The organism is Methylobacter sp. Wu8 (assembly GCF_036440755.1).
Classification (GTDB): Bacteria; Pseudomonadota; Gammaproteobacteria; order Methylococcales; family Methylomonadaceae; genus Methylobacter_A; species Methylobacter_A tundripaludum_A.
On sequence record NZ_JAZGVT010000076.1, the window covers coordinates 14662 to 30737 of the forward strand.

Here is a 16076-nt window from a genome sequence, read left to right on the forward strand (position 1 = left end):
GCCAGGCTGGTTCCAACTAATAACCTGACGGGCGCAAAATTTTCTTTCGGGAAAGTTGTTAACATCTTTAAAAGAGGTGTTTCCGTGACAGTGACCATGCCATCTTTGCCTCGGATTCAAACTGATCCGTTTTAAGCGAAGCGCAGAACAAGTTGATTCCATTCATGGTTCGACAAGCTCACCACGAACGGAATCAACAACTTACCGTTCATCCTGAGCTTGTCGAAGGATTTAATCAGCGCTTCCCTAGGTGAGGCTCATTAAAAAAGGGGAGGCTAATCCGGCCTCCCCTTCATTATTTTTTGAAACTTGAAACTTGAAACTTGCGCTTAAGCCTGATATTTCTTCATGGCTTCCAGCTTTCCTATCGCCTCTTTTATTTTCGCTTCAGCCTCTGCATCCAGTTCCTTGCCGGCATAGACTTTTTCCAACAAGCCTTCTTCAACCAATGCGTCTTTTATCCAGCGTTTGGTGAAGCGGTAATTGCTGTATGCCGTGGTAACTTCTCCTGTTTTCGGATCTTTTAATCCGGCGCTCTTTACTGCGACAGCTGGGGCTTTTTTAGCGGCGGCCGGTTTGGCCGGAGCTGTCTTGGTTGTTGCCGGTTTAGCCGCCGCCTTAGGTGCGGTTGCCTTTGTTGCAGCCGCTTTGCTCGCAGCGGTTTTAGGCTGTTCTGTTTTGGTTACCGCCGCTTTAGGCGCAGCAGGTTTAGCTGCAGCGGGTTTTTCGGTTGAGACCGCCGCCTGTGGTTTGGCTTGTTCCGTAGCGGCTGCCGGCGCATGGGACTTAGCAGTTGCTTTTTGTTCGCCGATGATTGTATAGACAATATAGGCGACAAAAATAGTAGTTAATATAAACAATCCTTCAGTCATAATGGCTCTCCACCTCTTTAAGTTAATTTTTCATCACTGCTCTGAAATTAAGCGCCGCCGGTTAGCAGGGACGGGTCTTGTGCCTACCCTTTGCCCCCTCAGTCCTTTGAAGTCAATTATGACTTTACATTACTACTCTATGCCCTGCTGTCATGCAGGTAAACCGTATCGCTAGAGCCGGAATATACCAGAAGCCGGTGTGCAGGCAAAATTCTAATGCGAAAAACCGTAAACCTGGCCGGTACTTAGCGCTGGCATGTGGCGGTTACCAGCATATCCGGCCTTTCGCCAGCGTGGGCAGGTCATCGCGTAAACCCATTGCGTAATTGTTGAAATAAGCTTTGACCACCGCCGAGTGATTAATCAGGTTCATGCCCGCCGAGCGTAAGCGGATCAAGGGCTCTGCGCTCATGCCGTAAGCCTTGTTCAGCACATCCATGCTCGCCATCATCATTAGGTTATCGCCTTTACGCCAGCGCTCGTAACGGCGCAAGAAGCGCGAACCGGATAACGGCCTTTTTTCCCGTTTGGTTTGGATGACCAGTTCCGCAATGGCTGCGGCATCCAACAGCCCGGCGTTGACGCCTTGTCCGGCCAAGGGATGCATCGCATGGGCGGCATCGCCGCACAGAGCGAAACGCTGATCGATATAGCGGTTTGCGTATTGAAAGCGCAACGGAAATGCGGCGCGCGGGCCGACGTCCAGCATCTTGCCGAGAATGCCGCCTGAGGCTTGTTCCAGGGCTTGCAGGAAATCTTGGTCGGCAAGCGCCAGATGGTTTTTTGCCGTTTCCGAGCTCAAGGTCCAGACAATCGAACACTGCCCGTTTTTCAGCGGCAAAAAAGCCAATGGTCCTTCGTCGAGAAATCGTTGCCATGCGGTGAACTGATGACTCTTTTCGGTGCTGACCGTAGCGACCAGGCCGTCCTGATGATAGTCCCAGCCGGTGATTTCAATGCCCGCCATCGTTCTTAATGCGGAATCCCGGCCGTCGGCGGCAATCACCAGATCGGCCTCCAGGATGCGGCCGTCTTCCAGCCGCAACTGCCTGCCGCTGTCGTTTAGCTGCATATCGACGACTTTTGCCGGCGTTATGCAGGTGGCCGAGGGCAAGGTGTCCAGCACATCCCAAAGGGCGGCGACGGTGACCCGGTTTTCGACCAAATGGCCCAGTTCATTAAATTCGGTGTCGGCGCAATCGAAATGCAATTCGCCGTCGGCGGCGGCATCCCATACCCGCATGTCCCGGTAAGCGCAAACGCCGCGCCGCGCCATGCCCGGCCAAGCGCCGACCGTTTCCAGAATATTTTGGGAGGCTTTAGTCAGCGCGGAGACGCGAATATCGATAGGCTCCGGCGGCCACTGTCTTACCGGGTTGTACCGCTCAAGCAACGCAACCTTGACGCCGCCTTGCGCCAACGCGCAAGCGGTTGCCGCACCGACCATGCCGCCGCCGCAGACGATGACTTCATAACGCTCGGTCATTGTTCTATCTCCTGCTGCCCAGGCGGGGCAAGCGCCCGGCCAAACCCATCGCGTGGCGCGTCAGCAATGCTTTTGCGGCGGGAATATGATCCAGCACCGCCAGGCCGATATTCCGTGCGGCAGCCAATGCCAGCCAATCGTTGGAAAAAATCCGCACTACGGTATCGGTAAAGTTGATGGTCCGGTCATGATCTTTCTGCCGGGATTCGGCATAAGCCGTTAAGAAATCGGCGGCGCCTATATCCTGACCGGCTTCATGCCGGGTGATGATCATTTCGGCCAGCTGCACAACATCGCGTAAACCTAGGTTAAATCCCTGTCCCGCAACCGGATGCAACTGATGTACTGCATTGCCGATAAGCACGGTTCTATCGGCGATCATTTTTTCGGCGCGTATCAGCGACAACGGGAACGCGCGCCGAGGAGCCGCCAAACTAAGCCGGCCCAATCTATAGCCGAAACACTGTTGCAGCTCGGCCAAAAAATCCGCCTCGCTGCCGGACATCAGCGCTTCGGCATCTTCGCTGCTGCGCGTCCAGACCACGGCGCAATGAGCTGTATCAACCGGCAGCAAGGCCAGCGGCCCGGAAGCGGTAAAACGCTCGAATGCGGTATTGTTATGGGGTATCGATGATTTTACCGTGGTCACCAGCGCGGTCTGTCCGTACTCGGTGCTGTGCTGGGCTATTTCCAGCAGCTTGCGCACCGAGGAGTTGCCGCCGTCCGCGCCGACCAGCAGTTTGGCCGATATATTTAACGGCTCCTCGCCGCGTTTCAGGCTGATGTTGACGGCATCACTACCTGCCATCGAGCCGACCAGACGGGCGGGGCAAATCAGTTCCATGTCGGCCTCGGCTACCCGCTTGGCGACATGCGTTTCAATATCCCGCGCGGTAATCACATAGCCCAGCGCCTGCACATTTTCTTTTTGCGCGGAAAGCCGGGTTTTACCGAAATGGCCTTGATCGGAAATATGGATGTTTTTGATCGCCGTGGCGGCCTCGCTGACGCCTTGCCAGATGCCCAGCGCCTCAAGCATTTTCACGGTGCCGGCGGCCAAAGCCAAGGCCCGGTCACCGGCCGGAGAATCATGGTGTTGTTCGCGGGTGTTTGCTTCAACTATTGCAATCTTCAGCCCGGTGTCTTTTAACGCCAGCGCCAGGCAGTTACCCGCCAAGCCGCCGCCGACAATCACTAAGTCGTAATCATGTCGCATCAGGTCGCCTGCATTAAGCTTTCAATTTCCGCAATGGTTTTGGGCACGCCGCCGGTCAAAATCTCGTGTCCCTCTGCGGTGACCAGCACATCGTCTTCGATACGGATGCCTATGCCGCGCCATTGCTCGTCAACGGTCATGCAATCCGCCGGGATGTACAGGCCCGGTTCGACGGTCAACACCATGCCGGGTTCCAGCAGGCGCCATTCCTTGTCCAGTTTGTAGTCGCCGACATCATGCACGTCCATGCCCAACCAGTGGCCGATCCGGTGCATGTAAAACTGTTTGTATTTTTCATCCTTGATCAGTTTTGAGATTTTGCCTTTGAGCAAGCCCAACGATACCAGGCCTTTGGTCAGCACCTCAACCGACGCATCGTGCGCCAGATGCCACGGCAGTCCGGGCTTGATCTGTGCAAGCGCCGCCGTCTGGGCATCCAGCACCAGTTGATAAAGCTGTCGTTGGGGCTCGCTGAAACGCCCTGAAACCGGAAAAGTGCGGGTAATATCGGCGGCGTAATGGTCGCATTCCGCGCCGGCATCGATCAGCAGTAGGTCGCCGCTTTTTAACTTGTCGGCATTCTCTGTATAGTGCAGTACGCAGGCGTTCTTGCCGCCGGCCACTATCGATGGGTAAGCCACCGCACGCAAGCCGTCCTGGATAAAGTTATAGATAAGCTCCGCTTCTATCTGATACTCGTACAGTCCGGGCTTGCATTTCTGCATGGCTTTGACATGGGCGTTGGCGGACACCTCGGCGGCGCGGCGCATCAGTTTGAGTTCTTCGGGGCTCTTGAACAGGCGCATTTCGTGCAGGATATGCTCCAGAGAAACCAGTTCGCCCGGCGCAGTAACGCCGGTTCTGGATTGGCTGCGGATATGGTTTATCCAGAGCAATAAATTGTGGTCGAGATCGGAGTCCCGCCCTATCGGATAATAAACCTTGGCCTTGTCTTCCAGCATGCCCGGCAAAATGTCGTCCAGATCGTCAATCGGAAAAGAGTCGTCAGCCTTGTAATGTGCGGTGGCGCCTTCAAGGCCCGCATGCGCGCCTTCCCATAAGGCCTTTTTTTCGTCGAATTCGCGGCAAAATAAAATGTATTCGCCCTGCTTGCGGCCGGGGATAAAAACCGCCAGCGAATCCGGCTCATTAAAGCCGGTCAAATAATAAAAGTCGCTATCCTGCCGGAACGGGTAATCCACGTCCCGGTTGCGGGTTCGGACTGCGGCGCTGCCGATAAGCGCAATATTGCCGATGCCGATGTGCTGCATTAATTGTTTGCGGCGTTTTTTAAATTCGCTTTGTTTCATGTTTAGATCAGGTAAAGGTTAAGGGCGAAAGGCAAAAGGTTAAAAGTTCAAGCGGTTTTTTCGCCTTTTGTCTTTTGCCTTGCGTCTTCTTTATTCAATTCGCTACGCAGCAATAAAACCGCCGATCTGATGTATTCGGTAATTTCCATAAAATCGCTTTCATCTTCCTCGCCTTCAGCCTCCGTATCCAGCTTGGTGAACTCGACAATATCCTTCAGTATTTCAATCGTTTCCCTGGACCAGTCGGAAGCGGCCTGAGTAAATCCCACGCCCAATAGGAAGCCCTGGCACCAGTGGGTTAGCGCCTCGACCTGTTCGCTCAACAAGGTCTCATCGTCCGGCAACAACAGGTCGAATTCGAAGTCATCGCTGACCAATAAGCTACGCGTTTCCTCGAACAAATGCGTCAGCACCTCTTTGTTTTGATCGGAAACCGGTGTCCCATGCCGAAACAGCTCGGTTAGCCACGCGGCGCTCTGAGCCTGTTCATTAACGCACAACATGCCCGCCGCCATGCCGTGAGCTTGCGCGGCGGTAAGTTCGGCGTCGCCTTGCATTACTATTTCACTAATTGTTTGATAAGTCATAAATTCCACATAATAATTTCACTATCGCGGACTAAAAATATCACTTATGCTACCATTGATCATAAACTTGGATAATATTTGTTAATCCTGAATCGCCCGGTAGATAGGCAATATTCTGCTTAACTACATTGCAATAACCTAGTTGCCACCATGACACAATCAAATCATTCTTTAGAGTTAAAAGACCTTGAGGACAAGCTGGATCAGCTGATCCAGCAATACGCCAGCGTAAAAAACGAAAACAGTTCGCTGAAAACCAAGCAGGATTCATTAGTCAGAGAAAAAGCCAAGCTGTTGGAAAAAACCACTCTGGCCAGAACCCGGGTTGAAGCCATGATTACCCGCCTGAAAGCAATGGAGAACGGATCGTGAACAAGAAGCCCCAGCCTGTATCCCTGATGATTATGGGCAAAGAATACAAAATTGCCTGCGCCCCTGACGAACAAAGCGACCTGATTCAGTCGGCTCAGCAGCTCGACGTTCAAATGCGGCAAATGCGCGATTCCGGTAAAGTGGCCGGCGCCGACAGGATTGCGGTGATGGCGGCGCTTAACTTGGCACACGAGTTGCAGCTGATGAAAAGTCAAAATGCCCAGCTCAACCAAACATTGAGCGAATGCCTGGCAAAAATGACTCACAAAATAGAAAACGTTTTAGAAAATCATTAAACACGCTAAAATACTTTCCTGCATTTCCTGCAGCGTTCGAGAGTGTGCTGGGTGTTTCCTGAACCTGTTTTTACCCCGGGGGCGGATACCAGTACTGGTGTGCATGCCCGTTCCATACGGGAAGCCTGATTTACCGGCCACGTCCCCACTTGAACCTCCGGTTCAAGGACGAAAGCACATTACGGCGCAGGCGGGAGATGCACCATAACATCCTCACTAAAACAAAATCCCGATGAATTACTGGCTAATGAAATCCGAACCCGATACGTTCGGGATTAACGATCTGTACAACAAACCCGACCGGACCGAACATTGGGATGGCGTGCGTAATTACCAGGCCAGAAACATGATGCGGGACGACATGAAGCTGGGCGATCAGGTTTTCTTCTATCATTCCAATTGCGACGTGCCGGGCATAGTCGGCATTATGGAAGTTGTTAAGGAAGGCTACCCGGATTTTTCCGCGTTCGATCCCGATGACAAGCATTTCGATCCCAAAAGCGATCCCGAGCATCCCCGCTGGATCATGGTTGATGTTAAATACCTCAGGACATTGTCCCGCACCATTACCCTTAAAGAATTAAAAGATAAGGAAGAGTTGGCGGACTTCGCGCTGGTAAGGCGCGGCAACCGATTATCCATAATGCCGGTCGGTAAAGACCAGTGGGAGTTTATTCTTTCGCTGGAGTAAAGCGGGTGGAGTTTAAATTAATATGGGTTCCGCCTCTCCGATCCTTGCGATTGTATTCGTTGCATTCATGCAAGTAATGTGTGGATAAATTTGCCTGCCATCAGTACAGATTCAGGTTGTCTGGAGTAATGTTAAGGTCTGGCTAAATCGGCCTGGCTATGAAACAATTGATACATTAACAAGGCGTGATTAGGACGGAATTACGCCCATTTTTTAAGGGAACGGTGTGAGAGATATTTTAGTCATTCAAATTGCTCAGTCGAAGTTGTTCCTGTTGCTTTCTTATGTCTGAGGACATCATGGGCAATAGTCATGCAATTATTCTTGCCGGCGGCAGCGGCAGTCGACTTTGGCCGCTTTCGCGCACATTACGTCCCAAACAATTGCTTCCGCTCGACGGAGAGCAAACATTGCTGCAACAAACAGCACGCCGTTTGCTCAAGCATGTCGATGCCGGGCGTTTGTTAACGGTTACCCATCAGGATCACAAGTTTGAGGTAAAAGGCCAATTGGCGGAAGTTGATGCACGGCTTCCTGCCGCAGTATTGGCCGAGCCCTGCGCCCGGAATACCCTGCCCGCGATTGCGTGGGCGGTCTGGGAGATTTTTAAGCAGGACCGGAAAGCGATGATCGGTGTTTTCCCTTCCGATCATGCAATCGGCAACGAACAAAACTTCCTGTCAGCTTGGCGCTCAGCTGAACTGGCTGCGGCGGCGGGTTATCTGGTATTGCTGGGCATCACGCCGCATGAGCCTGCAACCGGCTACGGTTATATCCAGCCCGGCGAGTCCCTGGGGCTTGATGCAGTCAACCCGGTTTTGAGCGTATCCCGATTTGTTGAAAAGCCGGATCTTGAAAATGCAAAGCGCTTTGTTGACAACGGCTATTTGTGGAATAGCGGCATGTTTGTATTTCGTGCAGGCGATTTTATGCAAATGCTGGAACAGCATCAGCCGGAAATTCACCGGGCAATAACCTCAATGCGTGGGACGGCGGACGTCGAAGCGTCTTATGAAGAGCTGCCGAATCTGTCCATCGATTACGGTCTGGCGGAAAAGGCAAAAAAAGTCGCGGTAGTGCCTGTCGCGATGAACTGGAGCGATCTCGGCAGTTGGGAGTCTATCTATCAGCATCGCGGCAAGGATGAAGCAGGAAATGTTTCCCACGGCGACGTACTGTCGCTGGATACGCAAGACAGCTTGCTATGGAGTTCGAACAGCCTACTGGCAACGATAGGCGTAAGCAATATTGCGGTGATTCAAACGGCTGATGCGACGTTGATTTGCGATCGCAGCCGCACCGAAGACATTAAGCAGTTGGTTGTACAAGTTCAGAAAACGCACCCCCATCTGACGGAAACGCATTTGACGGTACATCGTCCATGGGGAACCTACACGGTTTTGGAAGAAGGTCCACGTTTCAAGATCAAGTGTATTGTGGTCAATCCCGGCGCCAAACTTTCGATGCAAATGCACAATCACCGCTCCGAACACTGGGTTGTCGTGTCCGGTACAGCCAAAATCACCAACGGCGAGCAGGAAATCCAACTGGAGCCTAACCAATCAACCTATATTCCCAAGACGCACCGGCATCGGTTGGAAAACACCGGTACTCTTCCGTTGCAAATTATCGAGGTGCAATGCGGCGAGTATGTGGGGGAAGACGATATCGTGCGTTTCGATGATACTTATGGCCGAACATAGCTGAATGAATAAAACAGCATTAATTGCCGGAGTTGCCGAGCAGGATGGTGATTATCTGGCTGAATTCCCGCTCCAAAGTGACTATGTAGTGCATGACGCCAAACGGCGCTCATCGTTGTTTATGCGCAAGTTATTGGATGTCTCCAGAATTAGTGAACGGGAATGGGCGGCAAGCACCAGCTTGAAAGACGAAATTAAGCTGACTTACAAAGCATTCGGAGGCAATCAGGCATGAAAGCAATTATTCTTGCCGGCGGTTTAGGCACACGGATTAGTGAAGAGACATCAATCCGGCCTAAGCCTATGGTTGATGTTGGCGGCAAGCCCGTACTCTGGCACATCATGAAAACCTATTCAGCCCACGGTATACATGACTTTGTCATTTGTTGCGGTTATAAAGGCTATGTGATTAAGGAGTATTTTGCCAATTACTTTTTGCACATGTCCGATGTGACATTTGACATGCGAAGTAACCAGATGGAAGTACATCAGCGCAACGCTGAACCATGGCGCGTAACATTGGTCGATACCGGCGAAGAAACCATGACCGGCGGCCGCATTAAGCGTGTTGCCGATTACATAGGCAACGAAGATTTTTGCTGCACGTATGGCGATGGCATTGGTGATGTGAATATCACTGCGCTGATTGAATTCCATAAACAGCATGGCAAACTGGCTACCTTGACAGCAATGCAGCCGCCGGGACGATTTGGCGCGCTTAATTTGAACGGGAGCAGTGTAATCGGTTTTCAGGAAAAACCGCAGGGAGATGGTAATTGGGTTAACGGCGGGTTCTTTGTACTTTCGCCAGAAGTGCTCGGTTACATTAAAGACGATCATACGGTTTGGGAGAACGAACCTATGGAGCAACTTGCCAGAGACGGACAAATGGCTGCTCATTTCCATTCCGGTTTTTGGCAGCCTATGGATACCTTGCGCGATAAAAACTATCTTGAAGCGTTATGGGCCGGCGGAAAGGCGCCGTGGAAAATATGGTAAGTCCATCATTCTGGGCCAATAGAGTCGTACTGCTAACCGGCCATACCGGTTTCAAAGGAAGCTGGCTTTCTTTGTGGTTGCAAGCTATGGGTGCAAGAGTAATCGGCTACGCACTGGCAGCGCCCACACATCCCAGTTTATTTGATGCCGCCAATGTTGCCGAAGGCATGGTTAGCATCGAGTCCGATATACGCGATTTTGCGGCGCTTTCAGCCGTGTTTGAAGAATATCAACCCGAGATTGTCATACATCTGGCGGCTCAGTCTTTGGTGCGCTATTCCTACGCTAACCCGATAGAAACTTACTCCACTAACGTAATGGGTACCGTGCATTTGTTGGAAGCCGCAAGACTGACGAGCAGTGTGCGGGCAATCGTCAACATTACCAGCGACAAATGTTACGAGAACCGTGAATGGGTATGGGGTTATCGGGAAAACGAACCGATGGGCGGCTACGACCCATACAGTAACAGCAAGGGCTGTGCTGAGCTGGTGGCATCCGCTTATCGAAGCTCCTATTTCAATCCCGGTAATTTTACAGATCATCGCGTGGCATTAGCCTCGGCCAGAGCGGGCAATGTGATCGGCGGCGGCGATTGGGCGGAAGACCGGCTTATTCCCGACATTATGCGCGCCATCACTCAAGGCAAGCCGGTGAATATTCGCAATCCACATGCCATCCGTCCTTGGCAACATGTGCTGGAGCCGTTATCCGGTTATTTATTGCTGGCGCAAAAGCTTTATCAAGAAGGCGCGGCCTATGCAGAAGGCTGGAACTTCGGTCCGGCCGATGAAGATGCCAAGCCCGTGCAATGGATAGTGGATAGCCTGACTAAATCTTGGGGCGATGGCGCGAGCTGGTTGCTGGATCAGGGCGATCATCCGCACGAGGCGCATTATCTGAAACTGGATTGTTCCAAGGCGAAAGCACAGCTGGATTGGCACCCAAGATGGCGTCTCGAACACGCATTGGCTGCGATTGTTGAGTGGCATCGGGCATATCGGGACGGGCAAGACATGCATGAGCTGACCTTGCGTCAGATCCGGGCATATGACAATGATTTAAACAATTAAGCGGGAATTTGAAGTGGGCAAGGCAGAGTTGAAACAACAGATATTCGATCTGGTTGAGCGTTACAGTGAGTTGCATTTCGCGGAGCAGGCATTTGAAGCCGGCGCCAGCGTCATCCCTCCATCCGGTAAAGTGCTTGGCGCCAGCGAATTGAAAAACATGGTCGATGCCTCCCTGGATGGCTGGCTGACCACCGGACGTTTCAATAAGGCCTTTGAACAGCGCTTTGCCGAGTTTGTCGGCGTGCCTTACGCGCTGACGACTACATCGGGTTCTGCGGCCAACCTGCTCGCGTTTACCGCGCTGACTTCTTACAAACTGGGTGATCGCGCGTTAAAGCCGGGCGATGAAGTCATTACGGTTGCGGCAGGTTTTCCTACCACCGTTAACCCGATTTTGCAGAACGGTATGGTGCCGGTGTTTGTCGATGTCGATATTCCGACCTACAACATCGACCCGCAAAAAATCGAAGCAGCGGTGACTGAACGCACCCGCGCAATCATGGTCGCCCACACCTTGGGCAATCCGTTCGATCTGGATGCCGTGATGGCTATCGCGCAAAAATATGATCTGTGGGTCATTGAAGATTGCTGCGACGCGTTGGGTTCGCTCTACAAAGGCCAGCATGTCGGCACCTTCGGTCATATCGCCACATGCAGTTTTTATCCGGCTCATCACATCACCATGGGCGAAGGCGGCATCGTTTTTACCAAAGACCGCAAGCTGAAAAAAATCATCGAATCCTTCCGCGATTGGGGACGTGATTGCTACTGCGCGCCCGGCTGCGACGATACCTGCCGCAAACGTTTTGGCTGGCAACTCGGAACTCTGCCCAAAGGTTACGATCACAAATACACCTACTCGCATTTGGGCTATAACCTCAACATCAGCGACATGCAGGCAGCCTGCGCTTTAGCGCAAATGGACCGCTTGCCGGAATTTATAGCCGCACGCAAACGCAATTTCGCCTTTCTTAAAGAACGGCTGAAATCCTGCGAAGCGCTGCTGATTCTTCCCGAGGCTACTGCGGATAGCGAGCCATCCTGGTTTGGCTTTCCCATTACCCTAAGGGAATCGGCGGGCATTGAGCGGGTCGAGCTGCTGAAATATCTGGATCAATACAAAATAGGCACACGCCTCTTGTTTGCCGGTAACCTCACACGCCAGCCTTATTTCAAAGATAGAACCTATCGTGTCAGCGGCGAACTTACCCGCACCGATGAGATAATGAACAATACCTTCTGGATAGGTGTTTACCCCGGCCTGAATGAACAGAAGCTGGCGTTCGTGGTCGAGAAAATCGAAACGTTTCTTGGCGTGATCTCATAAAATCACGAGAACATAGGATTCGCATTGAAAGCCTCTGACGCAGTCGCCAAATTTCTGATAAACCATCGAGTTCAGACCTGTTTCGAACTCGTGGGTGGCATGATCACCCATCTCTTAGACAGCTTCGCCGAATCGGGGCAATTCAACATCGTTTCGATGCACCATGAGCAATCTGCTGCGTTCGCAGCGGAAGGCGTGGCAAGATATACCAAAGGGAAAACCATCGCACTGGCGATGGGGACCAGCGGTCCGGGTGCAACCAATCTGGTAACCGGTATCGGGAGTTGCTGGTTCGATTCCGTACCCTGCTTATTCATCACGGGGCAAGTCAACACCCGTGAACTCAAAGGTGAACAGGCCATCAGGCAGCAAGGATTTCAGGAGCTGGATATTGTTGAAGTTGTACGGTCATTGACAAAATATGCAGTGCGAGTGGATGACCCCGAAGATTTGCTGTCGGAATTGCATAAAGCGTTATCGACATCACTGAGTGGGCGTCAAGGCCCGGTGTTGCTGGATATTCCCAACGATGTCCAGCGCGCCGAGATTCCTGATGCATGGGTTGAAAAATGGCTGAATGTTCCGCTGGACATCAACACCGGGCCGGAAATAGGCTTGAATGATCTGGAGAATTTGGAAGCGCTTTGTAAGGATGTGCAGCGGCCGTTGATTTGTATCGGCGGCGGAGCGCGTTGGGCCGACTCGATGAGCGATTGGCTGCTGGCGGCAGATGCCCTAGGCGTCCCGTATGTGTCTACACTGATGGGGCATGAGCGGGTGACCGCAGGAAACAATTACTTCAACATGATCGGCAGTTATGGCAATCGCGAGGCCAATTGGGCGGTACAAAACTGTGATTTACTGATCGTAATGGGTGCGCGCCTCGATGTCCGGCAAACGGGTTCCGACGTGGAAGACTTTGCCCGTCATGCGCATATCGTCCAGATAGACATTGATCCGTCGCAATTGGCTAATCGCGTTCAGGCCGACCTGAATATTTGTGCAACGGCGGACAGTTTTTTCAAGGCATTTCCGCTTCAAGCAAGCGTATTTCCAAGCCTGGACAAGAACTGGTTGACCGAGCTGTCAAAACAACGCGACCGGGCTCAGCTTAATGAATATGCGGACTGGGAAATCAGTCCCAGTGAGGTTGTCAAAAAACTAAATCGTATCTTGGACAAGCATGCCGTCGATTATGTCTGCGATGTCGGCAATCATCAAATGTGGGCGGCACAAAGCCTGCGCTTGACGCCCAACCAGGCCGTTCATTACAGCGGCGGGATGGGCGCGATGGGATTTGCATTACCTACAGCATTGGGGATAGCCGTTCAATCCAGGAACAAAGTGGTCGTGATTAGCGGAGACGGCAGCCTGCAAATCAATATCCAGGAGCTGGATACTCTGAATAGGCTGGGCTTGGATCTGGCTATTATAGTAATGAACAATTCAGCGTTGGGCATGGTCAAGAATTTCCAGGATATGTATTTTGACGGCCGGAACCAATCGACTCAGAAAGGTTACAGCAGCCCCTCCTTCACCGATATTGCAACAGCCTACGGGATCGAAGCCCATCGTGTCGGCAACGCGGCGGATACAGAGCGCGCTTTGAATCTGATAGCGGAGCGCAAAAGCCCGCTGCTGATCGAAATTATGATGGATGGCGCGACGGAATGCCGGCCCCGCTTGGCTTTTGGGGCGAAGCTGGATGAGCAGTTCCCCCCGCTAAACGCCTAATCGATCCGGCGACATGATGAGAATTGCCATTCTGGGAGCGACCAGCCAAATTGCCAGAGACTTGATCGTTTCGTTTTCCACGGCGGACGACAAACAGCTGCACTTATTTGCGCGCTATCCCGACGAGGCGGCCAAATGGTTAATGTCTGTAGGTCTTTCAGGTCTCTATCCGGTAGATGAATTTTCCGGGTTTGCCAATCATGAATTCGATGCCGTCATAAACTTCGTTGGTGTCGGCAACCCGGAACGGGCGCTAAAAATGGGCAATTCGATTTTTGATATTACCTTGCGTTTTGATGAGCTGGTGCTGAATTATTTGCAAACCCACCCTGCATGCCGTTACCTGTTTTTGAGCAGCGGTGCCGCCTACGGGTCAAGTTTCAACGAACCGGCTGCCCGAAATACGCCGGCGGTTGTGGCGATAAACGATCTGGCCCCGCAGGAATGGTATGGCGTCGCTAAGCTGCATGCGGAATGCAGGCATCGCGCCCATCCTGAGTTATCTATCATCGATATACGGGTGTTCAATTATTTCAGTCGCACACAAGATCTTTCAGCGCGATTCCTGATTACGGATATTTTGCGCGCCATTCGCGATAAGACAGTGCTGGAGACTTCATCGGATTATATCGTGCGCGACTACCTGCATCCGGCCGATTTTTATAAATTGGTCAGTGCGCTTCTTTCCGCACCTGCTGCCAATGTGGCCGTTGACTGCTTTACTCTTGCTCCCGTTGATAAGCCTAATCTATTGGCGGCCATGCAAGAAAATTTTGGTTTGCGGTATGAGATAATCAAGGCCTCAGCCGACATTAATGCAACAGGTAGCAAGCCTTATTACTACTCAATTAACAGACGAGCAGCAGATTTTGGATATTATCCCGGTTTGACCTCGCTTGAGGGGCTTATGCAAGAAGCGATCGCAATAATTCAGAAGCAAACAACGCAGGCCGGAAGCAATTGATCGCCATCATCTTTGGCAGGGCTGCACAATTTCTGCTTGCGCTCGTAATGATGCGCGTCGCGACAACACTACTGTCGCCTGAGGAAATGGGCAAGGTTTCGTTGGTAATAACTACCATTGCGTTCTTTGCATTATTCCTCGTTAATCCTGTCGGCATGTTTATCAATCGCCGCCTGCATGCTTGGCAGGAAAGTGGAGTTGCGTGGCACTATTTGATTCGCTATGTAAATTATCTGATATTTGTTGCACTCATTGCCGGAATGGTTTTGCTGCTGCTCTATATAAACGAATGGGTAAGCTTTGGAATATCTATTGGCTGGCTTCTTTTGTTTGTTTGCGGGTCATTATTTTTCAATACGATCAACCAAACGGCGATTCCTTCGCTGAATTTGTTGGGAGATAGTAGAAAGTTCGTCGCGTTGACGGTTGCTACGATAGCCGCAAGTTTTGCGTGTGCCACGTTACTTGTACAAATGGTGCAAGCATCAGCACAGTACTGGCTGCTTGGATTGCTATTGGGGCAAACATTGCTGGGAGTGATTGGAACGAGGGTGCTTTTTGTACGATTGCAAAAAACGAAAGCTCTTCATGTGCCATTGACCATTCGTTGGCGGAACTTACATGGGCTCTTTAGTTTTGCATACCCAGTGGCATTGGCTGTTGGACTGGGATGGATTCAGAGTCAGGGTTATCGTTATTTGATGGAAGAACGCCTAGGATTGACTGAGCTTGGGATATTTGTTGCCGGCTATGGCATAAGTGCCGGTTTGATCGCAGGATTTGAATCTATTTTTGCGACTTATTTTCAGCCGAAATTCTATAAGCGCATAAGCAATGATAATCTCAGTGAGCAGTCCAATGCTTGGCGCGAGTATGCTCAAGCTATTCTCCCTTCTATGCTGATAACGAGCTTTTTTATTATGGCGACAGCACCCGATTTAACCAAGCTATTGCTTGGGCCAAGCTTCAGACAGTCCGCACAATTTGTTGTCTGGGGTTCGTTGGCTGAATCGGCAAGAATTTCAACTGCTGTGTTTGGTATGGTCGCTCATGCTCGAATGAATACAAAACTACTATTGCTTCCAAATCTGGTTGGAGCTGCAATGTCCATATCGTTAATCTGGTACCTGACTTCGATTTACGGTTCAGATGGCGTTGGGCTTGGTTTGGTGTTTTCATCGATAGTGACCTTGCTGTTAACTATTGGCATAACCAAAAATCACTTGGCAGTAGCCTTGCCTCTCAGGCTGTTTGTGCAAAGCGCAATTATGGGAGTTGTGTTACTGGTGACGGCAAAAATTTTAAGTCAATTACTGGACTATGACGGAAGTCATTTATTTTCGTTTATACGGTTGTGCGTTATTGGCTTATTATTTTTGTTGTTTCAATATTCAATGCTACTTCCTGTGTTGCGGAGAGAAGCAGTGATCTCTCATACCTGATTTA

General features: G+C 51.3%; 16 protein-coding genes and 1 other RNA gene. 12 read left to right on the forward strand and 5 right to left on the reverse strand.

Annotated features, from left to right (window positions below; translation table 11 throughout):
• Positions 1–329: 329 nt before the first annotated feature.
• From V3O24_RS18045 to V3O24_RS18065, 5 genes are all read right to left on the reverse strand, one after another.
• The gene (locus V3O24_RS18045) at positions 330–872 is read right to left on the reverse strand and encodes a hypothetical protein (protein ID WP_331308262.1); all 543 of its coding nucleotides are present in this window, start codon (positions 870–872) and stop codon (positions 330–332) included.
• A 265-nt stretch (positions 873–1137) separates the two neighbouring features.
• On the reverse strand, positions 1138–2358 hold the full coding sequence (locus tag V3O24_RS18050; protein ID WP_331308263.1) for a UbiH/UbiF/VisC/COQ6 family ubiquinone biosynthesis hydroxylase: 1221 nt from the start codon (positions 2356–2358) through the stop codon (positions 1138–1140).
• A 4-nt stretch (positions 2359–2362) separates the two neighbouring features.
• A complete protein-coding gene (gene ubiH / locus V3O24_RS18055) occupies positions 2363–3574 on the reverse strand; it encodes a 2-octaprenyl-6-methoxyphenyl hydroxylase (RefSeq protein ID WP_331308264.1) in 1212 nt (403 codons plus the stop codon).
• Positions 3574–4884 carry a Xaa-Pro aminopeptidase gene (gene pepP / locus V3O24_RS18060; RefSeq protein WP_331308265.1) on the reverse strand — a complete coding sequence of 437 codons (1311 nt, stop codon included), beginning with the start codon at positions 4882–4884 and terminating at the stop codon, positions 3574–3576. The genes ubiH and pepP overlap by 1 nt, the downstream gene beginning before the upstream one ends.
• A gap of 47 nt (positions 4885–4931) precedes the next feature.
• Complete coding sequence (locus tag V3O24_RS18065) at positions 4932–5471, reverse strand: UPF0149 family protein (protein ID WP_331308266.1); 540 nt, start codon at positions 5469–5471, stop codon at positions 4932–4934.
• Positions 5472–5621: 150 nt separating this feature from the next.
• Between V3O24_RS18065 and V3O24_RS18070 the strand changes: the two genes are divergently transcribed.
• The 12 genes from V3O24_RS18070 to V3O24_RS18125 all read left to right on the forward strand — a co-directional run bounded on the left by V3O24_RS18070 (position 5622) and on the right by V3O24_RS18125 (position 16072).
• Complete coding sequence (locus tag V3O24_RS18070; RefSeq protein ID WP_104422130.1) at positions 5622–5843, forward strand: TIGR02449 family protein; 222 nt, start codon at positions 5622–5624, stop codon at positions 5841–5843.
• Positions 5840–6139 carry a cell division protein ZapA gene (locus V3O24_RS18075; RefSeq protein ID WP_104422129.1) on the forward strand — a complete coding sequence of 100 codons (300 nt, stop codon included), beginning with the start codon at positions 5840–5842 and terminating at the stop codon, positions 6137–6139. Before V3O24_RS18070 ends, V3O24_RS18075 begins: the two co-directional genes overlap by 4 nt.
• 21 nt (positions 6140–6160) lie before the next feature.
• Positions 6161–6340, forward strand: a non-coding RNA gene (gene ssrS / locus V3O24_RS18080) — 6S RNA.
• A 31-nt stretch (positions 6341–6371) separates the two neighbouring features.
• Positions 6372–6830 (forward strand): EVE domain-containing protein, encoded by a 459-nt coding sequence (locus V3O24_RS18085; protein WP_104422128.1) that lies wholly within the window; start codon positions 6372–6374, stop codon positions 6828–6830.
• Between the two features lie 299 nt (positions 6831–7129).
• Entirely contained in the window at positions 7130–8533 is a 1404-nt protein-coding gene (locus tag V3O24_RS18090; RefSeq protein WP_258076519.1) for a mannose-1-phosphate guanylyltransferase/mannose-6-phosphate isomerase, read from the forward strand.
• Positions 8534–8537: 4 nt separating this feature from the next.
• Positions 8538–8768 (forward strand): hypothetical protein, encoded by a 231-nt coding sequence (locus V3O24_RS18095; protein ID WP_104422126.1) that lies wholly within the window; start codon positions 8538–8540, stop codon positions 8766–8768.
• The gene (gene rfbF / locus V3O24_RS18100; RefSeq protein WP_104422125.1) at positions 8765–9532 is read left to right on the forward strand and encodes a glucose-1-phosphate cytidylyltransferase; all 768 of its coding nucleotides are present in this window, start codon (positions 8765–8767) and stop codon (positions 9530–9532) included. The genes V3O24_RS18095 and rfbF overlap by 4 nt, the downstream gene beginning before the upstream one ends.
• Positions 9526–10605, forward strand: coding sequence for a CDP-glucose 4,6-dehydratase (rfbG, locus tag V3O24_RS18105; RefSeq protein ID WP_331308366.1), 1080 nt, complete (start codon positions 9526–9528; stop codon positions 10603–10605). Before rfbF ends, rfbG begins: the two co-directional genes overlap by 7 nt.
• 13 nt (positions 10606–10618) lie before the next feature.
• Positions 10619–11932 carry a lipopolysaccharide biosynthesis protein RfbH gene (gene rfbH, locus V3O24_RS18110; RefSeq protein ID WP_331308267.1) on the forward strand — a complete coding sequence of 438 codons (1314 nt, stop codon included), beginning with the start codon at positions 10619–10621 and terminating at the stop codon, positions 11930–11932.
• Positions 11933–11956: 24 nt separating this feature from the next.
• The gene (locus V3O24_RS18115) at positions 11957–13666 is read left to right on the forward strand and encodes a thiamine pyrophosphate-binding protein (protein ID WP_331308268.1); all 1710 of its coding nucleotides are present in this window, start codon (positions 11957–11959) and stop codon (positions 13664–13666) included.
• 16 nt (positions 13667–13682) lie between these two features.
• Positions 13683–14630 (forward strand): NAD-dependent epimerase/dehydratase family protein, encoded by a 948-nt coding sequence (locus tag V3O24_RS18120; protein WP_331308367.1) that lies wholly within the window; start codon positions 13683–13685, stop codon positions 14628–14630.
• Complete coding sequence (locus V3O24_RS18125) at positions 14627–16072, forward strand: hypothetical protein (RefSeq protein ID WP_331308269.1); 1446 nt, start codon at positions 14627–14629, stop codon at positions 16070–16072. Before V3O24_RS18120 ends, V3O24_RS18125 begins: the two co-directional genes overlap by 4 nt.
• The last annotated feature ends 4 nt before the right edge of the window (positions 16073–16076 follow it).